Origin of the sequence: Gordonibacter urolithinfaciens, from assembly GCF_900199375.1 — a bacterium.
In the GTDB taxonomy this organism is placed as follows: Bacteria; Actinomycetota; Coriobacteriia; order Coriobacteriales; family Eggerthellaceae; genus Gordonibacter; species Gordonibacter urolithinfaciens.
Genome location: NZ_LT900217.1, coordinates 1,820,218 through 1,841,064 on the forward strand (window position 1 = coordinate 1,820,218; position 20,847 = coordinate 1,841,064).

Below are 20,847 nucleotides of genomic sequence, written 5' to 3' on the forward strand. Positions count from 1 at the left end.
GGGCGGCCGCGCGCCCTCACGCCTTCGCGCCCTCGTTGTGGCCGTATCGTCAGGATAACCCCTCGGTTCTCACCTTGACCATCGTCGACAGGGCGTCCCTGATCTGGTCGTGCAGGTCCTCCAGCTCGAATGCCTGGAGAACTGCCTTGTCGAACGCCTCCCGGTCGGCTTCGTAAAGCTCTTCTTGAAGGGGCTTCACGGCCCTTCTCTTCAGGGGCTCGAAAGCGTCGAGGATCGCCTGCCTCGATTCGGCAGCTACTAGGGAGGGGTCGAGCATCGAGAGGCCGGCCAGGCTCTCCTTCCGGTTGTCCAGGGCTCCGTCCCCCATAGGCCCTCCGGAAGACTCCAGCATCAGCAGGCCTGTACATGAGTTGAGCAGGGCGTGGGCGAGCGGAAGGTCGACATGGTCGGAGAGGGCCCGAAGGCAGATGAGCCGCTGGTTCGCGAAGCAGGTGTCTCCCCCCGCCTGCGCGAAGAACAGGCGGTCGCCCGGGTTCATCATGGTTGCGAAATGGAAGCTCTTGCCCGCCGGCAGAGAGTACCAATAGGGGGCATTCGACTTCGCCGATTTCGTCACGCCCGCTTCGTGCCTTCTTATATGTTCGAGGGTCTTGAGATAGCCCTCCCTCGCAAGCTCGTCTTTCGACTTGTCGCAGATGAGCACGTACTGGTTCGGTTCGAGGGTGTACGAATGCGTGCCGCGCAGGTTCTTGACCAGCGGAAAGCAGAAGGGAGGGTCGACGAAGCAGGGGTCGTCCGAATAGAGGGCGCCGTCGTACCCCGATTTGACGCCGCGGAAAACCTCGAACAAAGAGCCGATGGGGACAAGCTTCCCGGTGAGCGGGGACAGGGACGATATCCCGAAGCAGAGCGCGTACAGCGTTATCCCCCATGCGTGGAAGCGCCGGATGTCCTCCAGGGAGTAGCGATGCTGCGCTACGAAGGCGCTGCGGTCGCCGCCTGAAAGGATGCTCGCCACGATCGCGGATCGTTTCGCCGGGTCGTCGAGGTCGCCAATGCTCGCGTGGACAACCCCCATACGCACGTTTCCGGTGACGTCGCCCGGCTTCTTCTTCCTGAGCACCAACAGCGCGTTCATGACTTTCGTCTTGTGGAACCAGCGCGCCTGCCCGTTAACGAATATCCCTTCGATCTGGTACTTCAGTGCAAGCATCTCGAAGAAGCTGACCCCCGCTTGCGAGAAGAGCCACGTGTTCGAGGTAAGCAGGCATGCCGCGCCTCCGTCGTTGAGCAAGCGCTCAAGGTAGAGGCAGAAATAGCAGTACAGGTCGTTGCGGTCATGAAGCTTGATGCCCGCAGCCTGCGCCTCCTGTTTGAGCTCGTCCCTGATCTGGGAATACCGTCCGATCTCCTTGGTGTTGAAGTCGACGTAGGGGAGGTTGCTCGCAATGGTGTCGAAGCGGGGCACGGCTTTGCCGACTTCTTCTCCCGTGGAAGGGTCGATGAACTCGACCATGGACCCCGGTTCGATTTCGAACGCGTTTTTCTGGAAGACCAGAAGAGGGGAATCGACATGCTCGCGCGGGGAAAGGGCGAGCGTGGCCACCTGAAGGGGAAAATCGTGGATGTCCGACAACCAGGTTGTGCGGTAAGCCCGGTCGGCTGCATCGTCCATCACCGGCTCGGTCAGCTTCATCTTCCTTTCCCAGAGGGCCTTGCCAATCGTTCCCGTTCCGCAGCAGCAGTCCCATGCGTGGCCGGTGGCGTTTCTCACGCCAAGCTCGGCCATGAGCTTGGCGAGGGGCTCGGGGGTGGGGTACTGGCCGGAGATCTGCCGCTTGGCCGAGGAGATGCTCTCTTCAAGCAGCCGGTGCCGATAACGGCTGTCAAGCTGCTCAAGGTCGCACATCTGAAGCAGGCCGTTGAACTGCACGAGGTCGGACAGGGTGGCGTCGGGCAGCGAGTCGCAGTACGGGGGACTGCTGAAGATGTGGTAGAACCCGCAGCGGCTTGCAATGAGGGCGAAGCATCGCGCGGCATCTTCAACCGTGCATCCCTCCGTAATGCTTTCGACCTCGCGTGCGTCCTGGTAGTAGATCTTGATGAGGTTCGCGAAGAGGAGTTTGTTCAGCCAGCCGATCAGGAGCATTTTCGCATAGGCGCGATAGGCGTCCACCTCGTCGAGGGTGTACTCCTTCGCCACGGTGCGCCACCAAGATCCGATATCGATGTCTACCAAGGCATCGACTGCGGCCCTTCTCTTGAGTGCGCTGGCCACGGCATCTTTGTTTTCGTTGATGATCTTGGGCATGATGGAGTCGGTGATGACCTCGCCCAGTTCCCGCTGCTTGATTTTTCCCGACGCTATGAAGAGCTCTATCTTGTCGACGAGGGAGTGGAGGAACGCCATCCATTCGCCTTGGAACGCGTTGATCGACGCCCTGTCGGTAATGTGCTCCGAGATGGTCCACGATTCGAGAATCTCGAAGGAGCCCCCTTTCGTCTTCGCATGAAGCTCGGCGTGCTGGAAGTTCCACAGGATGCATGAATTGCATCCCAGCAGGTCCGCCTTGCGGTGGGCGTCGGCGACGAACTCCTCGTCGTCTATCTTGACGTCGGGGCACTTTATCTCCCAGCCCTGGAGGATGGTCGAGCGTTGCCGATCTGAGAAGAGCAGGACGTCGGGGAACTTGACGCGGCCGTGCTCGTTGATGGTCGACTCCCCGCCGGCCCGCTTGATGTGCATGTCCTTGCCGTGGAGGTGGTCGTTGATGGCGCTGATAAGCTCGATGGCGTATGACCGTTCGTTGTCATGGACGCTCTGGGCGCTCATAGGCTCAACCTCGTCCCTCGTTGCTTATGACGAGGCCGGGCAGGCGATCGCGTTTTCCTCGTCCATGCGGGACCGTGCTTCTTCGAGGCGCCGACGGCAGACTTCGATATAGTCGATGGGCTCGTTTTTGAAGCGGGCGACGCCCTCGTTCTTCTCTATGCCGATATAGCGGCGCCCCTCAAGGCAGGCGGCAACGCAGAAAGAGCCGCTTCCGCAGGCGTTGTCCAGCACGACGTCCCCCGGGTCGGTATAGGTGCGTATCAGGTACCTCCCCAGCTCAACCGGCTTCTGCGTGGGGTGGTACACGGGGCCTTCCGATTCGGCGGTCTTGAAGTAGACGATGTCCGTTGGGTAGCGGCTGCCGTCGCTCTGCACATGCTTGGGATCGAAGTCGCCGTAGCTTCCGGTCAGCTGGTTCTTGCGGACCCCTTTGTCGTACGATTCGCCTTGGGACATCTGGGGATGGTAGGTCGGCTGCGATTGGTAGAAGATGCAGATATCCTCGTACTTCCTTAGAGGCTGCTTCTTCGCGTTGAGGAAATTGGTCGCCTTCGACTTGATCCAGACCAACTTGTACTTGTACAGGTCGGCTGCATGGAGCATGAGCTTGGCGGTGAAAAGGCCGCTGCTCGTCAGGGCTATCACGCCGCGCGGCTTTATCACCCTGCGGTATTCGGTGAAGAGGACATCGAGGTTGATGATGGAGTCCCATTTGTTCTGGGTGGTCCCGTAGGGCAGATCGCAGAGCACCATGTCTATCGATTCGTCGGGGATGGCCTTGATCTTCTCAAGGCAGTCGCCTTCGATGATGGTGTTGAGAAGCGGCTCAATTGAGCGGGTGTCTTCTGCTTGAACGATCCGCATGCAGTCCTCCATTCGTAGACTCACGATTATATCTCCCGTGGCTGATGTTGTGCTCCTAATCGGAGGGAAACATCAGAGGTGCAAGCTCCTGCCAGTGCGGGGTGCTGCGGCTTCACAGCGCCTCGCAACGCTGTAGCACCCCGCAGCGTCCCCGCAGCTCGGCAGCCGCTCCGCGGCGGCCTCGCAGTGCAGCGGCATCCTCGCGCCTCCGCAACCAAGGGGCATCCTGCCCTGCCAATGTCCTCGCTGGTTGAAAAGCGTGGGCGGGTGCGAAGGAGCGGGGGTATAATGCTGCGGATCGATCGAGGGCAAGGAGCGTGTTTTGAGCGAGCAGGTGGCTACGGCAGGTTTGGACGAAGGCGTAGGAGAAGGCGCGAACGGGGACGGTCGGCGGACCGACCGCACGGGGTTCCTCCAGGGTCTCGGATGCTACCTTCTGTGGGGCGTCATGCCCGTGTACTGGAAGCTGCTGTCGGCGGTTCCCGCGTTCGAGGTGCTGGCGTGGCGCATGGTGTGGTCGTGCGCGGCGGTGGTGGCGCTGTGCGTGCTGGTCAAGCGGACGCGCTTTCTCTACCTGTTCCGCGACCCGCGCGCGGTGCGCACGTTTCTGGCTTCGGGGCTCATCGTCTCGTGCAACTGGGGCGTATACATCTGGGCCGCCAACAGCGGGCATCTGCTGCAGACGAGCATTGGGTACTACCTGTGCCCGCTGTTCACTATCGTGCTGGGGATGGTGTTCTTCAAGGAGCGGCTGACGCCCATGCAGACGGTGGCCACGGTGCTGGCGGCGCTCGGCGTGGGGTACTTCATCGTGGCGAACGGCGGCGACATCTGGATTGCCTTCGCGCTGGCGCTCACGTTCAGCGTGTACGGCGCGGTGAAGAAGAAGGGCGGCTACCCGGCGCTGCCCGGCATGGCGTTCGAGTCGCTGCTCACGGGGCTTATCGGCGCGGTGGCCCTGATCGTGGGCGCGGCCGCTCCGTGGATCTGGCAGCTCGTGCCCGCCACGCCCGACCCGATGGCCGTCACCGGCCCGGTGGCCGACATGGCGCTGCTCGCCGGTTGCGGCGTGCTCACGGCCATCCCGCTGCTGCTGTTCTCGGCGGCGGCCAACCGCATCTCGCTCACGGTGATCGGCTTCATCCAGTACGTCAGCCCCACCATCGCGCTTGTGCTGGCGGTGGCCTTCTTCGGCGAGCAGTTCACCATGGCGCACGGCATCTGCTTCGCGCTCATCTGGGCGGGTATCGCTGCTATTGGCGTTGAAGCCGCATGGGCGGGCAGGCGGAAGCGAGCGGCAGAGGCCGCGCCGCCCGTACCCGCCGCCGTGTCCTCGCCGAACCCGTCGTCCGCAGCCATGTTCACCGACGCGCCCCCTGCCGAGCGCTAGCCGGCTTGTCGGGGGTCGCGCCTCCCCTACGCGTCTTTCTCGAAGACCAGGTCGATTTTGCGTATACGGGCGTTGCTGTCGACTTCGGTGATGATGGAGCCGACGTAGCGGTAGCCGCGCGCCGCGTAATCATCGATGATCTCGCGGTGTTCCGAGATGCCGAATCCAACCATGATTACTTCACGCTTCTTGTAGTCGACGCTCACGTACTCGTACTCCCTCACGGCGCACCCCTTTCGGTCGACTCGCCTCGGGGCATATCTTAGAGCCTGCTGCGCTAAGCCGCAAGGACGCGCAAAAGACAGGCAACGTGCGCGCTCCGCCGACCTGTTTGCTGTACAATTGCAACGTTTTGCCGTGGGGGCAATATCGTACAAGACTTTTTCGGAGGGGTGTGGCATGGCCGAGGCCAACCAACCAAACAGAGGCGGAGCGACGAGCGGGGCCGTGCGGGGGAGTAGAGCGGCCGAGCTCGGATCAGACGTCGCCAAGCGCGAGCGGTTCGGCTCGCGTCTGGGCTTCATCCTGATATCCGCGGGATGCGCCATCGGCCTGGGCAACGTATGGCGCTTTCCCTATATCACGGGCGAGTACGGCGGCGCGGCGTTCGTGCTCATGTACCTCGTGTTCCTCGTCATCCTGGGCCTTCCCGTCATGGTCATGGAGTTCGCCGTGGGCCGTGCCAGCCAGAAGAGCTCGGCGGTGGCGTTCGACACGCTGCAGCCTTCGCGGAAGTGGCACTGGTTCTCATGGTGGGGCTACATCGGGTGCATGGTGCTCATGATGTTCTACACCACGGTGGGCGGCTGGATGCTGTCGTTCGTGGTGAAGATGGGCACGGGCGCGTTCAACGGCCTGGACAGCGCGGGCGTCGGCGCCGTGTTCAACGACATGCTGGCGAACCCCACCGAGCTGGTCGGCTGGATGCTCGTGGTCATCGTGCTGGGCTTCCTCGTGTGCAGCCTGGGCTTGCAGAAGGGCGTCGAGCGCATCACGAAGGTGATGATGATCTGCCTCTTGGGCATCATGGCGGTGCTCGTGGTGCGTGCGGTCACGCTGCCGGGCGGTCTCGAGGGCCTCAAGTTCTACCTTATCCCCGACTTCGGCAAGCTGTTCGCCGGCACCACGACCGCCGAACAATGGGCAACGTTCGGCGACGCGGTGTACGCGGCTATGGGCCAAGCGTTCTTCACGCTGTCGCTGGGCATCTCGGCCATGGAGATCTTCGGCAGCTACATCGGCAAGGAGCGCTCGCTCACCGGCGAGGCGCTGCGCATCTGCGGCCTCGACACTGCCGTGGCACTCGTGGCGGGCCTCATCATCTTCCCCGCGTGCTTCGCGTTCGCCGTGCAGCCCGACAGCGGCCCGGGGCTCGTGTTCGTCACGCTGCCCAGTGTGTTCAACCAGATGCCGATGGGGCAGCTGTGGGGCGCGCTGTTCTTCGTGTTCATGAGCTTTGCCGCGCTGTCCACCATCATCGCGGTGTTCGAGAATCTCATCAGCTGGTCGATGGACAAGTGGGGTTGGACGCGCAAGACCGCCGTCGCGCGCACGGCCATCATCGTGACGGTGCTCAGCCTGCCGTGCGCCCTCGGGTTCAACGTGCTGGCTGGCGTGCAGATTCCGGCTATCGGCGACATCCAGTCCATCGAGGACTTCATCGTGTCGAACAACCTGCTGCCGCTGGGCAGTCTGTTCTACGTGCTGTTCTGCGTGACGAAGGGCGGCTGGGGCTGGGATAACTTCCTGGCCGAGGCCGACACCGGCAAGGGCATCCGCTTCCCGCGCTGGTTGAAGCTGTGGCTGAAGTTCGGCATACCCGCGCTCATCTTGGTGATCTTCGTGATGGGCTACGTGCCGAAGATCACCGTGTGGCTGGGGATGGCGTAGGTCGAGACGACGGTTTTTGCACAGTAATCACCGGATTATTGCATCGGGGCCTTTCGGAGCGCTCTTTTTTCGGAAGCAGAGCAACAGCGACATGGGGAAATGTTCGCAAGTCTTCACGGGCGGGATGCGAAGAGCGAATTGCCAGTGTCGAAGATGCAATAATCGGTGAAAAGCGTGCAGATTGGCGTGCGCGTCGGGCTCAAGGCAGCATCGTCGCCGCAATCTCGGTGGGCACGGTCGGCGCAACCGGGCCTATCGGTTGCTCGCGGCTTGGCCGGCCAAGGTTTCCAGGAGCTGCTGCATCTTCGCGATGACGGGCAGGTCGCCCAGGCCATAGCGGGCGGCAAGCTCCTTCATCTGGGGGAACGCGATCTGCGTGCGGCCCGCCTCGTCTTCCCAGATGGAGATGCGCAGGGGAAGCTCGATCGCTATGCGCTGGTCGGCTTGCATGAGCGCGGTGCCAACTTGGGGCGAGCCGAACACCACGACCGTGGTGGGTCGCAGGTCGAGGCCCGCTCCTTCGGCGTTCTGCGCGTGGTCGAACGTGGCGAACACGGGGATGGACCGCGCCGCCAGCTCGTCTGTGAGGCGGCGGACCGTCTCGTCTACGGGCAGGCTCCCTACGGTCAGGTGCAGGTTGCGAGATTCCGGTTGGCCCATGGAAACTCCTTCGATGGCTGCGGTTGGAGGCGCGGTTGCGGCGGCGGCAGTTGCGTCGGTCGCAGCTGCCTCGGCGATCGCGCGGCGGTGCAGCTCCACCATAGCGCGCTCCTGCGCGCTTGCGCCCGGTTAGCGCAGTTTGTCCGGAAACGGTTGCCTGGGCACCGTGGGCGCCGGGCTCGAGAGCCTTATAATGCGTGATGGTTGTTGGACGGGCGCTCAGCGCCCGAGGACGAGGGAGTTCGAGATCATGGCCGAGGCGATGGCGGGAAAGCGACGGTTCTCCATTCTGGGCGATTCCATCAGCACGTTCGAGGGATGCAACCCGACGGGCTTCCGCGTGTTCTACGAGGGCGAGCGCTGCGCTGCCACGGGCGTGCGCGAGGCGCGCGACACGTGGTGGGCGCAGGTGGTCGACGCGCTGGGCGGCGAGCTTCTGGCGAACGGGTCGTTCTCGGGCAGCATGGTGGAGGGCGCGGGCTTCCCGGCCGGCGACAGCGCGGAGCGCGTCGCGGCCCTCGCGCGCGACGGGCAGGCCCCCGATGCGGTCCTCGTGTTCATGGGCATCAACGACTACGGCTGGGGCGGCGCCGACGCGCAGGCGGCCGGACGGGGCAACGCGCTGCCGGCCTGCCTGGACGTCGACGCGCTCGGCGAGCAGCGCGAGCCCGGTCTGGCCGCCTCCGATGCGGTCGAGCGGTTCGGAGCTGCGTACGGGTCGATGCTCGCGCGCCTGCGCACGGCCTACCCGCAGGCCGAGGTGTGGTGCTGCACGCTCTGCCCCGGTCGCGTGGTCGGCCGCGACGGCTCCACGTTCGCCTACCGCCTGCGCGGCGTGCCCTTCGACGCATACAACGACGCCATCCGCGCCGCGGCCCGCGCACACGGCTGCCGCGTGGCCGATGTGCGCGCACTCGGTCGCGACTACGAGGCCTTGGACGGCACGCATCCCACGGCACGGGGCATGCGCCAATTCGCAGGGTTGATGTTGCGCGCGATGGAGGCTGCGGACAACGCCGCGGGCTCGGCGCTGGGCGGCAGCTCGGCGTTGGGCGTCGTCGCGCTCCCCGGCGTCGCCGCGCTGCGCGCCGCCGCCCACGACGCCCCGCCCTCGGCCGAGCGCTGCTCGGAGCCTTCCTGCATAGGCTGCCCCCATGCCGCCTCCACCGGCGGCAAGTGGCTGCTTGTCTGCGAACGGGGGATATGAGGGCGCTTGCCCTGCGGAGCGCTTCACAGGGCGGATCAGCAGTCTCTCGGCGGTATTCCTCTGCCGCTTAGGCGTTGTTTGGAATTGCCGCCCACCCTCCTTGACATCGCCCCGCGTCGTACTAAAATCTCGTTTTAGCACTCGAAGGCTTGGACTGCTAGCACACAGGGCAGTCCGACCGCTTGACGAAGGAACGTACCCGAAAGGAAGCGACGCCGCCATGCGCAAGTTCAAAACAGAGAGCAAGAAGCTGCTCGACCTCATGATCAACTCCATCTACACGAACCGCGAGATATTCCTGCGCGAGCTCGTCTCGAACGCGTCGGACGCGGTGGACAAGCTCTACTTCAAGAGCCTCACCGACAAGTCCATCGAGCTCTCCAAGGACGAGCTTGCCATCCAGGTGAGCTTCGACAAGGACGCCCGCACCGTCACCGTGAGCGACAGCGGCATCGGCATGACGAAGGACGAGCTCGACCGCAACCTGGGCACCATCGCGCACTCGGACTCCATGGCGTTCAAGATGGAGAACGACGAGGTGCAGGGCGACGACGTGGACATCATCGGCCAGTTCGGCGTGGGCTTCTACTCCTCGTTCATGGTGGGCAAGAGCGTGCGCGTGGTGTCGAAGGCCTACGGCAGCGACGAGGCCTGGGCCTGGGAGAGCGACGGCGTGGAGGGCTACACCATCGAGCCGGCCGAGCGCGCCGAGCACGGCACCGACGTCATCATCACGCTCAAGGACAACACCGACGAGGACTCCTACGACGGCTACCTGTCCGAGTACGGCCTAAAAGACCTGGTCAAGCGCTACAGCAACTACGTGCGCTACCCCATCCGCATGGAGGTGACGAAGTCGCGCGAGCTGCCCAAGCCCGAAGATGCCGGCGACGACTACGTGCCGCAGTTCGAGAACTACCAGGAGCTCGACACGGTGAACTCCATGATCCCCATCTGGAAGCGCCGCAAGTCCGAGGTCGACCAGGAGGAGTACAACGAGTTCTACAAGGCCGACTTCCACGACTTCGCCGACCCGGCCCGCACCATCTCCGTGCACGCGGAGGGCGCGCTGTCCTACGACGCGCTGCTGTTCGTGCCGAGCCGCGCGCCGTTCGACCTGTACAGCCGCGACTACCAGAAGGGCCTCGCGCTCTACAGCTCCAACGTGCTTATCATGGAGAAGTGCGAGGAGCTGCTGCCCGACTACTACAACTTCGTGCACGGCGTGGTGGACAGCCAGGACCTGCAGCTGAACATCAGCCGCGAGACGCTGCAGCACAACAGCCAGCTGCGCGCCATCGCCAAGAAGATCGAGAAGAAGATCACGTCGGACCTCGAGGACATGCGCGACAACGACCGCGAAGGCTACGAGGCGTTCTTCGAGAACTTCGGCCGCGGTCTGAAGTACGGCATCTACGCCAGCTACGGCTCGCAGAAGGACACGCTGGCCGACTTGCTGCTGTACTACTCCGCGAAGCAGGACAAGCTGGTCACGCTGGCCGAGTACTTCGAGGCCATGCCCGAGGACCAGCCGGCCATCTACTACGCCGCCGGCGATTCGGTAGAGCGCCTGAACAAGATGCCCATCGTGAAGACGGTGCTGGGCAAGGGGTACGACGTGCTGCTGTGCACGCAGGACGTGGACGAGTTCTGCTTCACCGCCATGCGTGACTACGGTGCGAACGAGGACGGCGAGGGCGCGAAGGAGCTCAAGAACGTGGCGTCCGGCGACCTCGACTTCGCCACCGAGGATGAGAAGAAGGAAGCCGAAGAGGCCACGAAGGAGAACGAGGACCTGTTCAAGGCGCTGAAGGACGCGCTCGGCAACGAGGTGACGAAGGTGGCCGTGTCCGCGCGCCTCACCGACGCGCCTGCGTGCGTGACCACCGAGGGCCCCGTGTCGCTGGAGATGGAGCGCGTGCTGTCGAAGGGCCCCGAGGGCCCCGACGGCGTGAAGTCGCAGCGCGTGCTGGAGCTGAATGCCAAGCACCCGGTGTTCGACACGCTGAAGGCCGCCCACGAGGCCGGTGACGCCGACAAGGTGCGCCTCTACGCCGACCTGCTGTACAACCAGGCGCTGCTGGTTGAGGGCATGCCCATCGACGATCCGGTCGCTTTCGCCCAGAACGTCGCGAAGCTGATGTAATCAGGTTCCGACGGCCTGCCGGCCGCCGGAACGACTCGACGCTGCGAAGCCCCCTGGCACCCGATCTTGCCGCGATCCCGGAGGTTCGCGTACCGAAGTACGCTTCACCTCCGCGATCCCGCCAATCTCGGGCACCAGGGGGCTTCTCGCTGACTTACTACGCCAACCTGCACGGCCATTTTCGCGCCTCCGGCGCGAAGGGGCGCCCTGCGGGCGCCCCGGCTGCGGACGCTCCGGCTCCTACCTGCGAGCTCCTTCTCGCGCTGGCGCATGAGCGTGTGGCCGCTGCGCGCCCGCACGGGCAACCTGCGCGGCAGTTATGCGCCCTCCGGGCGCATGGGCGGGCAGCTGCGCTTCCCGCCCATGCCACCTGCACGGTTGTTCTCGCGCTGGCGCGCGAGGGGCGCGGCTCCTGCGGAGCGCACCCGTATTCGCGCTCCGCGCGAACGGATGTTTCACGTGAAACATCCGAGGGAAGGCGCGCCTCGCCCTCCTTTGTTATCGACTTGTTTCCCGTTCTCGCACGTGCCGCGCGCTACTGTGCGGAAAGCGCTATCATCGGCGCATGACGAAGCCGAGCGCTAGGAGGACCCATGGCAGATGTGATTTTCAAACGGGCGAGCGTGCGAAGGTTCACGGACGATCCGATGACCGATGACGAGGTGCGCGCCCTGCTGCGTGCGGGCATGGCAGCACCTTCGGGTGGCAACCAGCAGCCGTGGGAGTTCTACGTGGCCCGCGACCGGGCCACGTTGCAGCTGTTGTCCGAGGCCAGCCCCTATGCGAAACCGGCGGCCGGCGCTGCTTGCGCCATCGTGCCGTGCATGCGCACGGAGGGCCTGCGCTTTCCCGAGATCGCCGTGCAGGACATGAGCGCCTGCGTGGAGAACATCCTGCTGGAGGCCGTCGACCTTGGCTTCGGCGCCGTGTGGATGGGCATCGCGCCTGAGCCGGAGCGCATGGCCGCCGTGTCCGAGATCGTGGGTGCGCCGGCGGGGCTGGAGCCGTTTGCCGTCATCGCGTTGGGCTATCCGGAGTCCGAGCCACGCGCCAAGGGCAAGGACCGCTATGCCGAGGACCGTGTGCACTGGTTGAGCTAAACGAGGCGGCGTAGGCAGGCGAAGGCATGTGCCGTGCGTGCCGTGGATGCCATGTCCTGCGGAGGCGGCATCGATGATGAAACTTTGCAAATTTCGAAAATTTTCTTTCAGAATTTGCGAAATCCACTATCCCGCCCGCACGGCTCCTTGGTCGCAGCGGTTGCCCCAGGAGTCGATGAGCTGCTCGTCGCGGTAGACGCAGATGATCTCGCAGTGGTTCGCGCACTTGGCGCACTCGATCTCGCGCGTCTTGAACGCGAAGTCTCCTACGGCCTGGAAGTCGAACGCCTCGCAGTCGGCGGTGCGCGAGGATGCGCCCGCGCCCGTCGACCCCGTGCCGGCCTCCGCCGCACTCGCCTCGGCGGCCAGCAGTGCCACGCCGAACGCGCCCATCAGGTGGCCGTCGGGGTCCACGAGCACGCTCATCCCCAACATGTCCTCGAACGCGCGCACCACGCCCACGTTCTTGCTCACGCCGCCCTGGAACACCACGGGTGCGACGATCTTCTTGCCCTTGCCCACGTTGTTCAGGTAGTTCGACGCTACCGCGCGGCAGAGCCCCGCGATAATGTCCTCGCGCGCGTAGCCCACCTGTATCTTGTGCACCAGGTCGCTCTCGGCGAACACGGTGCAGCGCGCCGCGATGTTGGCCGGCCGCTTCGATGCCAGCGCGATCTCCCCGAACTCCTCCACCTCCACGCCAAGCCGCGCCGCCTGGCTCGACAGGAACGCGCCCGTGCCGGCCGCGCACAGCGTGTTCATGGCGTAGTCCACGGCTATGCCGTTCTCCACGCAGATGATCTTCGAGTCCTGCCCGCCTATCTCCAGGATGGTGCGCACGTCCGGATGCAGGTACGTCGTGCCCACGGCGTGCGCGGTGATCTCGTTCTTCACCACGGCCGCGCCCAGCATGGCCCCCACGAGGCGCCGTGCGCTTCCGGTGGTGCCCACGGCGCGCACGCGCATGGTCGCATGGTCGATCTGCGCGCCCAGGTCGGCCACCACCCGCCGCGCCGCATCCGTCGGGTTGCCCTCCGTCCACAGGTACGACCGCGCCACGATGGCGCGGTCGGCGTCCACGATGACGCCCTTCGTGGAGATGGACCCGATGTCTATTCCCAGGAAGCATTCCGCTCGCCCTGGCGAGACGAGCGGAATGCCCGACGCTGCGGTGCCCTCCGGCGCCGAACCTTGCCGCTCCAAGCCCTCCTCACGTGCAGAAACACGCTTCGTCTGCTTTTCACGGCAATCTTCGGCGCCGGAGGGCACCTCGCCGACGTCGGTGGTCAGGCCAGTTTCTTCCTGCTCCGTCATATCGTCTTCTCCTTCTTCATGGCCAGCATGTCGTAGAACGCCTCGAGCCGGGTGTCCAGCCCGGTGTCGCTGGTCTGCGAGTCGTAGCTCAGGTACAGGATGGGCAGGCCCGTGTCGCGGCTGACCTGCTGCAGCACGGGGATGCAGTCCACCTCCGGCGTGCAACCCGACGACTTCAAGTGCACCACGCCGTCGAAGCCCTCCTGCGCGTACCTCAGCGCGGCGGCGATGGTCATGCTGGACGTGGGTCCCATGTCGTAGCGCACGTAGTCGGAAATGCCCGTGCGCAGGTTCCTCTCGTTGTAGCGCAGGTTGCGGTTCGTCATGTTCAGCTGCCGGTGCACCTCCACGCCCAGGTCGAGCAGCTTGCGCTCCAGTCCCAGGTTGGAATGCGGGTCGGCCGCGGTGAAGTACTCGCCCACCACGCCCACGCGCACGGGGCGCGCCGGGCGGCACACCGGCAGCCCGCGCAGCGACTCCAGCCCGCGGCGCTGCGCCTCGGCGATATCGCGCTCGTTTGCCGTGGCGCGCATCTCGGCGTGGTAGGCGGCCAGCGCCCGGTCGAACGACCCGTGCTCGACCTCGAACCCGGCATGCGCCAGGTAGAAGTCCTGCGCCTCGTCCAGGAACTCGATCATCTTGAACGCGGCCAGCATCCCGCGAACGCCGTGCGGCACCGACAGGTTCGGGTTCACCTTCTTCTTGCACGCTTCGATGTAGTCCGTGAGCGGCTTGCCCGTGACGGTGGCGAAGTTCAGCATCTCGAACTCGTAGCCCATGTCGCGTAGGATGGACTCCTGCAGCTCGCCGTAGTAGCCCAGCCGGCAGGGGCCGGCGAACTGCACGAGCACGTCCGCGCCCAGCTCCAAGGCCTCGATGTAGTCGCCCAGGATGTGCTTGAAGGGGGCGCATACCGAATCGCCGGAGTTGCGGCTGCCCAGCTCCACCGTGCGCTTGGTGGGCTCGGGCAGGGGCAGGTAGTCGGCGTCAAGCACGTGCTCCACGAAGAACTTGAACACGATGTCGTAGTAGCTGTAGCGTAGGAAGGCCGCGCGCGTTCGGGCGTGGCGGTCGCGCTTCGGGCGGCGGCGCGGATGAGGCAGCACAAGTCGCGGCGGGCGCTTGCGCTCGAAGAACACGGCGGTGCGGGCGCGCAGCGTGTCGTCCGAGCCGTCCGCCCGGCCGATCTCCAGGGCGCTTCCGGCCTCCGCATCCGGGATTCCCGCAATGCCTGCCGTGCCGTCGCGAAACCTCGCGTCGTCCTCGGTCCCTGCGATTTCCCCGGCCCCTGTCGTGCCGCTGTTCGACCTGCCGCGGTCCCGGGCGCTTCCCTCGAGGTTAGCCATGCACGTAGCCCCCCTTCTTCTGGTAGCGCAGGATGTCCATGAAGCTCTCGATGCGGGTCTCGAGGCCGGCGGTGCCGCTCTGAGCGTCGATGGTGAGATTCAGGATGGGCTTGCCCTGGATGCAGCGCATGATGGCGTCGTCGGTCATGGAGTCGGGCCCGCAGGGGAATGCGCTCACCAGCACGATGCCGTCGATGCGCTCGTGCAGCAGCAGGATAGCGCCGACAAGCTCGCGGTTCACCACCCAGGGCATGGTGTCCGAGAAGTCGAAGCTGGCCTTGAGCGCGCGCCCGTGGTCGGCCTCGTCGGCGTAGAGCACCGTGGCGCCCAGGCGTTCGAGCGCATCCGTCACGCTGCCGCCCAGGTAGGGGTCGTGCGCCAGGTAGGGGTGTGCCACCAGCAGGATGGCCAACGGCCGCCCCGCGCCCTGCGTGGCCTCCAGCGAGGCCAGCAGCCGCTCCTGCGCGCCCGCCGCCGTGCGATCGGCGCGCTCCTGGGCGTGCGATGCCGCCCTCCAGGCCCGCTTCGCTTCGCGCGGGCTGGCGCCGAAGCGCCCGCCCAGCTCGAGGAACGCGTCGCGCAGCGACGAGCGCCCCTCCAGTGCGTCTGCCAGGCATGAAGCCACGCGCACGCCGCGGTCGCGGAAGGTGTTCGCCACCAGGTCGGGCAGCGCCTGGAACTTCGTGCAGAACCCTTGGCGCCGCCCCAGGTTGCCCATGCTCGGCACGAAAAGCGCGTCGCAGGAGCCCAGCAGGCTCTCGGCGTGTCCCAGGTAGGCCTTCGACGCCAGGCAGCACTCGTCCACGGACAATGCCTCGCCCGCCTCCATGAGCGCGCGGTCCGTCGGGCGGCTCAGCACCACCTCGCGCCCCAGCTCGCCGAAAAACGTCTCCCACAGCGTGCCGTAGCGGTAGTACAGCAGCGCCCGCGGGACGCCCACGCGCTGCACGTCGGCGCAGTCGCCCTGTTTGAGGATGCCCATGCGGCCCTTTCGCTCGCCCCGATGATGGCTCCATGGTATCGCTTCGCAGCCAGGGGGTCCGCCGACCCAGGCGTTCGCCACAAACCTTCCAAGCAGCGGGATGCGTCGCGGGCCGGGCAATGCGCAGGGGGCGGCATGCAGCCTCTCTTCGGGCTGGCGGCCGCTATCTGGTGCAGTCGGGCTGCTGTCCCGCGCCACAGCTCTGCAACCGTAAGGTTTCAAAAGAAGTTGAATGAGCTTGGCTGCATGAAAAGGTGACATTTGTCGCTGTAAAGTTCAAAGGATAGGGTAACGAGGAGCGTTTGGGGGCAAAGTCGTTGAATATCAAGCAGATCCGCTACTTTGCCGCGGTCGTCGAGCACGGCAGTCTGTCCGCGGCGGCAAAGGGTCAGTACGTAACCGTGCAGGCGGTGTCGAAGGCCATCGCCGACCTCGAGCGCGAGCTGGGCCAGCGCCTGTTCGTGCGCGAGAGCCGCGGCGTGCATCCCACGCCGTTCGGCAAGGCGTTCTATCAAAAGGCCTTGCCGGTTCTGGATGATTTCGGCGAGCTGGAGGCCTTCGCCAAGCTCTATCACGAGAGCGTCCTTCCCGATGCGCTTCGCCTCGCGCTGTGCTCGCCTGCGTTTTACGGTTACGAGCAGGCTTGCGCGAGCATAGCCTTGTTCGCGAACCGGGGCCTCGGCCTCGATTCGACCGTGATGCTGGAGACCGGCACGCAAGGATTGTTCTCGTTGCGGGCAGGCGACTATGATGCGCTCATCACCATCGGCACGCTTTCGACTCCCGATACCGACTGCATGCCGGTTGGGACGGTCGCACCGGGGGTGGTTATGTCCAAGTCGCATCCCCTGACCGGTCAGGACGAGGTGAGCTTGGCCGATCTTTCGGACTATCCCATTGCAGTGTCGCAGGAATTCGACAGCTTCAACGAGTCCATCGTCGCGGTGTACCGCAGGCGTAAGGTGGACGCGATGTTCGTGCCGATCATACCGGAGAAGTTCGACGAGCATCTCGAGGTCCATCATGGCGTGTGCCTCATGGTGCATATCCCGGCATTGGGCGAGATGTACCCTGGTACGGTCATCAAGCCTCTGGCCTCCGGCGACGCGGTTGCCATTCCCCTCTGCCTGGTAAGCATGAAAGACCGCAAGTCGCCGGCTTACCTTGCCTTCGAGCGTTGGCTTGCGAGCGAGCTGATCGTGGTCGGAGGGGGAGGGATCGCCTCGTCCCCTCGATGAGGAAGCGTGCGATACGGTGTTCGTATCTCTGCCATGGCAAATCGTAGGGCGACTTGAAAAAATATTTGAAGGGTTTTTCTGATCGGTGGGCGGCAGGGAGGGCCGGGTACAATGGCACGCTGTTACGCTCGTTCTCGGTACGATAGGGTGCGTCGTTGAACATAAAGCAAATCACATACTTGACCGCGGTCGTCGAGCACGGCAGTCTGACCGCGGCGGCGAAAGACCTGTACGTAACCGTGCAGGCGGTGTCGAAGGCCATCGCCGACCTCGAGCGCGAGCTGGGCCAGCGCCTGTTCGTGCGCGAGAGCCGCGGCATGCGTCCCACGCCGTTCTGCCAGGAGTTCGGCAAGAAGGCGCTTGATGTTATCGCCGGGTTCGACAGCTTGGAGGCGTTCGCCCGGTCTTACGGCGAGCGCGGCGGCCTGCCCGATCGACTTCGGCTTGCGCTGAACACGCCGGCCTTTCCCGGCAACGAGATGGTGCGCGAGAACACGGCCTCGTTCACGCGGGCACGTCTCGGTATCGAGGTGACGTACGAGCTTGCCACGGGAGAGGCAGGATTCGAAGGGCTTGCGGACGGCACGTACGATGCCATCGTCACCGTAGGGGCGTTCCGCCATGGCGATGTGGAGTGCTTCCCCGTGGGCACCGTTCCGGCAGGCGTCATGATGGGCTCGCGGCATCCGCTCGCCCAGAAGGACGTCGTCAGCCTGGAAGACCTCGCGCGGTATCCCATGGGCCTTTCAAGCTGGTTCGACGACGCGAACGACACCATCGTCGAGCACTACCGCGAACAGGATGCGCACTTGAATTTCGTCGAGCTGGCGCTTGCGGATGTCGTGCGGTTCCTTAGCGAGGGAGGCATCATCTTCACGACGGGCATTCCCGCGCTCGGCCGCGTTGACCCTTCCCTGACGGTGCGCGTGCTGGCGCCGGAAGACGCCGTGCCCGTGCCCATCTGCCTTGTCTGCCTTAAGGGACGCGGTGCCATGATGCGATCCGTGGTGGAGAAGCTGCGCTTGGGCGACGGCGGGCTTCCGTTCCTGAAGTAGCGCGTCCGAAGGCTCCCTTTAACGACGGGCTGCATCTAAACTCCCAGAACGCAAGCCCGGCCTGGGGACCGCCTCGCAGGACAAGGGCTCTGCCCTACGAGGCGGTCTCGCCGTAAGGCAAGGGCAGAGCCCTTGCCTTACGCTCGACCCGGGACAGACGACGAGGCGAAACTTTCATACCGCACCTTCTCGCTACTTGCGCTTTTTAAGCCCCATCCAGATGAGCGCGGCCAGCGCGGCGCCTGCGAGCGGGGCCGCGATGAATACCCACACCTGCGAAAGCGCGCCGGCATCGCCGGAGACGGCCATCATAAGGGCCGGGCCGAAGCTGCGTGCCGGGTTCACGGACGTGCCCGTAAGCGGAATGCCCATGATGTGCACGAACGCCAGCGTGAGGCCGATGATGATGCCGGCGTAGGGCGCCGTGCGCTCGTCGGCTGTCGAGCCCAGCACGCTGAGCACGAAGATGCAGGTGAGGATCACCTCGACGATAAGGGCTCCCACCAGGGATATTCCCACGGCGGACGCGGCTCCGTAGCCGTCGCAGCCAAGGCCCGTGGCAGCCACGCCTCCCAGGTCGCACATGCTTATGACGAGCGCGAGCACGGCCGCGGCCACGATGCCGCCGACGAACTGCGCGACCCAGTAGCCCACGAGGTCCTTGCCCGACAGGCGCTTGTCCAGGAACAGGCCGAACGATACGGCCGGGTTGATATGGCACCCCGACACGTTGCCGATGACGAACGCCATCGCCACGATGGAAAGGCCGAACGCCATGGCTATGCCGAGCGTGCCTAGCGTCGCGCCTGCCACGGCGGCGCTGCCGCAGCCGAACAGCGTGAGCACGAACGTGCCGAACGCCTCTGCGGCGTACTTTTTCATCGATGATGCTTCCATATTGAGGCTCCCCTTGCTTTCGATAAGCGAATGCTTGCGCGGGCTCATGCGCTGCACGGGCCCGATGCGTTCTTGCCTGTGCGCGCCCGCGATGCGCGGTTGCTTGCGGGCGCGCCGATTCCTCTGCCGGCCGTTACTTGGTTTTGCCGATGCGGCAGATCGTGCTGCCGCACACGGGGCACGTGCCCTTCGTGATGGGCTTGCCGTTCTTCGTGGTACTGGCCACGGGGTCAGCCATGACCTTCTTCTCCTTGCACTTCATGCAGTACGCCTCGACCGCCATGGGTGGTCTCCTCTCCTTTGAAAATAGTTGGCGCTGTTATCGTCGTTTGACCGTAACCCCATGTCAATACGGTTAAAATGTAGTTGAAAGGGTTGACAGCGCACGTTGGCCGACCGTTCTTTGACACGCGGTTGCCAGCGGGCGTATGATCAAGGCATGCCGTTCGTCGAAAAACAGTTCAGCCCGAAGGTGGTGCTGGTCGCCATGCTGGTGGGCACCTTCGTGGCCTCAGTCAGCCAGAGCATGCTCACGAGCGCCCTTCCTGCTGTTATGCGCGAGTTCGGCGTGGATGCCACGCTGGGGCAGCTGCTTACCACGTCGTATATGTACACGTTGGGCATCGTGGCCGCGTTCTCGGCGTTCCTCATCACCCGCTGCAACGTGCGCTGGCTGTTCCTGGGCGCGCTCGCCCTCTTCGCGGCTGGCTGCGCGCTCGCGTACAACGCCACGGCCTACCCGCTGCTGCTGGCTGCACGGCTCATGCAGGCGTGCGGCACGGGCGTGCTCATGCCCCTCATCCAGGTGGTGGCGCTGGAGATCTACCCGAAGGACCAGTACGGCCAGGCCCTGGGCCTGGTGGGGCTGGTGTTCGGGTTCGCGCCGGTCGTGGGTCCCACGCTGTCGGGCATCATCACGGATGCGCTCGGATGGCGCACCATCTTCCTGCTGCTGGGTTTCGTGGCCGTGGCGTCGCTTCTGGCCTCGTCGCTTGTGGTGCGCGACGTGGGCAGGCACGAGCGCATCGCGCTCGACGTGCCGTCCGTGCTGCTGTACACGTTCGGGTTGGTCGTGTTCATGGTGGGAGTGACGGGCCTCGAGCAGTTCGGGTTCCTCGATGCGCGCGCCTTCGGGCCCACGCTCGCGGGCGTGGCGCTGGTGGCGGTGTTCGCCGTGCGGCAGATGCGCCTGCGCAAGCCGTATTTGAAGCTTAGGCTGTTCGGCAACCGCGTGTTCCGCACGGGGGTGCTGCTGCTGGTGGTGGCGCAGATGGCCATGATGGCGTCGGCTCTGCAGGTTCCGCTCTACCTGCAGGAGATCCACGGGTTCTCGGCCACGCAGTCGGGGCTCACGCTGCTGCCGGGTGCGCTGTGCATGCCGCTGCTGAACCCGGTGACGGGGCGCCTGTTCGACCGCTTCGGCGGCAAGCTCGTGGGCATCGCGGGCTTCTCGCTTCTCATAGCGGGCACGGCCTCGTTCATGTTCTTCTCGGATTCAACGCCCGTGGTGCTGGTGGCGGCCCTGTACCTGGTGCGCATGGTGGGCGTGGCGTTCATTCTCATGCCCATGACGGCGTACTGCATGACGGACCTGGGCGGGGACGACCTTCCCCAGGGCACGGCCATCGTGAACTCGCTGCGGCAGATCTGCGGGTCCCTGGGCTCGTCGGTCATGGTGGCCGTGGTGGCGCACGCGTCGGCGGGCGCGGCGGTGGTTGCCGGGGCGGGTGTGAGCATGCACGGGTTCAGCGTGTCGTTCGGCCTGCAGGCAGCGTTGCTGGGCGTGTCGCTCGTGGGGACCATCGTGTTCGTGCATGGCAAGCGTCACGGCAAGGATGCGAAGGGCGCGGCTGCGGCCTGACGGGCGGCGCCGCGGACTCGGGCGGCGCACCTGCGGCGCGCGGCCTGGCGCTCCCTCGGCGGGGCACACCGGCCTGGGCGGGTTGCCGCAGGTTCCGCGCGCT

Annotated in this window: 17 protein-coding genes; 8 read left to right on the forward strand and 9 right to left on the reverse strand. The window is 65.1% G+C overall.

Annotated elements, in window-relative coordinates; all coding sequences use genetic code 11:
- Window positions 1–49: 49 nt before the first annotated feature.
- Window positions 50–2,794, reverse strand: a complete 2,745-nt coding sequence (locus BN3560_RS07820; RefSeq protein ID WP_096227617.1) for an Eco57I restriction-modification methylase domain-containing protein — start codon at window positions 2,792–2,794, stop codon at window positions 50–52.
- A 24-nt stretch (window positions 2,795–2,818) separates the two neighbouring features.
- The gene (locus BN3560_RS07825; RefSeq protein WP_227115323.1) at window positions 2,819–3,658 is read right to left on the reverse strand and encodes a DNA-methyltransferase; all 840 of its coding nucleotides are present in this window, start codon (window positions 3,656–3,658) and stop codon (window positions 2,819–2,821) included.
- A gap of 322 nt (window positions 3,659–3,980) precedes the next feature.
- Between BN3560_RS07825 and rarD the strand changes: the two genes are divergently transcribed.
- Window positions 3,981–5,048, forward strand: coding sequence for an EamA family transporter RarD (gene rarD, locus BN3560_RS07830; RefSeq protein ID WP_096227619.1), 1,068 nt, complete (start codon window positions 3,981–3,983; stop codon window positions 5,046–5,048).
- A 26-nt stretch (window positions 5,049–5,074) separates the two neighbouring features.
- On the opposite strand, the gene BN3560_RS07835 is transcribed toward rarD, so the two are convergent.
- On the reverse strand, window positions 5,075–5,272 hold the full coding sequence (locus tag BN3560_RS07835; protein WP_087191774.1) for a DUF4177 domain-containing protein: 198 nt from the start codon (window positions 5,270–5,272) through the stop codon (window positions 5,075–5,077).
- Window positions 5,273–5,447: 175 nt separating this feature from the next.
- Between BN3560_RS07835 and BN3560_RS07840 the strand changes: the two genes are divergently transcribed.
- Entirely contained in the window at window positions 5,448–6,938 is a 1,491-nt protein-coding gene (locus BN3560_RS07840; protein WP_096227620.1) for a sodium-dependent transporter, read from the forward strand.
- A 252-nt stretch (window positions 6,939–7,190) separates the two neighbouring features.
- Here BN3560_RS07840 and BN3560_RS07845 read toward each other — a convergent pair whose 3' ends face one another.
- Window positions 7,191–7,598 carry a DUF302 domain-containing protein gene (locus BN3560_RS07845; RefSeq protein ID WP_197702179.1) on the reverse strand — a complete coding sequence of 136 codons (408 nt, stop codon included), beginning with the start codon at window positions 7,596–7,598 and terminating at the stop codon, window positions 7,191–7,193.
- Window positions 7,599–7,848: 250 nt separating this feature from the next.
- On the opposite strand from BN3560_RS07845, the gene BN3560_RS07850 reads away from it, so the two are divergent.
- The 3 genes from BN3560_RS07850 (at window position 7,849) to BN3560_RS07860 (ending at window position 12,051) form a co-directional block, all read left to right on the forward strand.
- Window positions 7,849–8,805, forward strand: a complete 957-nt coding sequence (locus BN3560_RS07850) for an SGNH/GDSL hydrolase family protein (protein ID WP_227115322.1) — start codon at window positions 7,849–7,851, stop codon at window positions 8,803–8,805.
- A gap of 220 nt (window positions 8,806–9,025) precedes the next feature.
- Window positions 9,026–10,951: a molecular chaperone HtpG gene (gene htpG / locus BN3560_RS07855; RefSeq protein ID WP_096227622.1), complete on the forward strand. Its 1,926-nt coding sequence runs from the start codon at window positions 9,026–9,028 to the stop codon at window positions 10,949–10,951.
- A gap of 593 nt (window positions 10,952–11,544) precedes the next feature.
- Window positions 11,545–12,051 (forward strand): nitroreductase family protein, encoded by a 507-nt coding sequence (locus BN3560_RS07860; protein ID WP_096227623.1) that lies wholly within the window; start codon window positions 11,545–11,547, stop codon window positions 12,049–12,051.
- Window positions 12,052–12,177: 126 nt separating this feature from the next.
- Here BN3560_RS07860 and BN3560_RS07865 read toward each other — a convergent pair whose 3' ends face one another.
- The 3 genes from BN3560_RS07865 to BN3560_RS07875 are packed head-to-tail and all read right to left on the reverse strand — an operon-like array spanning window position 12,178 to window position 15,693.
- Window positions 12,178–13,365, reverse strand: a complete 1,188-nt coding sequence (locus tag BN3560_RS07865) for an acyl-CoA dehydratase activase (protein WP_096227624.1) — start codon at window positions 13,363–13,365, stop codon at window positions 12,178–12,180.
- Window positions 13,362–14,711, reverse strand: a complete 1,350-nt coding sequence (locus tag BN3560_RS07870) for a hypothetical protein (RefSeq protein WP_231897366.1) — start codon at window positions 14,709–14,711, stop codon at window positions 13,362–13,364. The genes BN3560_RS07865 and BN3560_RS07870 overlap by 4 nt, the downstream gene beginning before the upstream one ends.
- On the reverse strand, window positions 14,704–15,693 hold the full coding sequence (locus BN3560_RS07875) for an acyl-CoA dehydratase activase-related protein (RefSeq protein ID WP_096227625.1): 990 nt from the start codon (window positions 15,691–15,693) through the stop codon (window positions 14,704–14,706). The genes BN3560_RS07870 and BN3560_RS07875 overlap by 8 nt, the downstream gene beginning before the upstream one ends.
- A 302-nt stretch (window positions 15,694–15,995) precedes the next feature.
- Between BN3560_RS07875 and BN3560_RS07880 the strand changes: the two genes are divergently transcribed.
- Both BN3560_RS07880 and BN3560_RS07885 read left to right on the forward strand, forming a co-directional pair.
- On the forward strand, window positions 15,996–16,931 hold the full coding sequence (locus BN3560_RS07880) for a LysR family transcriptional regulator (RefSeq protein ID WP_096227626.1): 936 nt from the start codon (window positions 15,996–15,998) through the stop codon (window positions 16,929–16,931).
- A 155-nt stretch (window positions 16,932–17,086) separates the two neighbouring features.
- Entirely contained in the window at window positions 17,087–17,986 is a 900-nt protein-coding gene (locus tag BN3560_RS07885; protein ID WP_096227627.1) for a LysR family transcriptional regulator, read from the forward strand.
- A 192-nt stretch (window positions 17,987–18,178) separates the two neighbouring features.
- Here BN3560_RS07885 and BN3560_RS07890 read toward each other — a convergent pair whose 3' ends face one another.
- Complete coding sequence (locus BN3560_RS07890) at window positions 18,179–18,883, reverse strand: aquaporin (RefSeq protein ID WP_167380494.1); 705 nt, start codon at window positions 18,881–18,883, stop codon at window positions 18,179–18,181.
- Window positions 18,884–19,016: 133 nt separating this feature from the next.
- The gene (locus tag BN3560_RS14495) at window positions 19,017–19,166 is read right to left on the reverse strand and encodes a DUF5679 domain-containing protein (RefSeq protein WP_166521691.1); all 150 of its coding nucleotides are present in this window, start codon (window positions 19,164–19,166) and stop codon (window positions 19,017–19,019) included.
- A gap of 156 nt (window positions 19,167–19,322) precedes the next feature.
- On the opposite strand from BN3560_RS14495, the gene BN3560_RS07895 reads away from it, so the two are divergent.
- Window positions 19,323–20,744: a DHA2 family efflux MFS transporter permease subunit gene (locus BN3560_RS07895; protein WP_096227628.1), complete on the forward strand. Its 1,422-nt coding sequence runs from the start codon at window positions 19,323–19,325 to the stop codon at window positions 20,742–20,744.
- Window positions 20,745–20,847 lie beyond the last annotated feature (103 nt).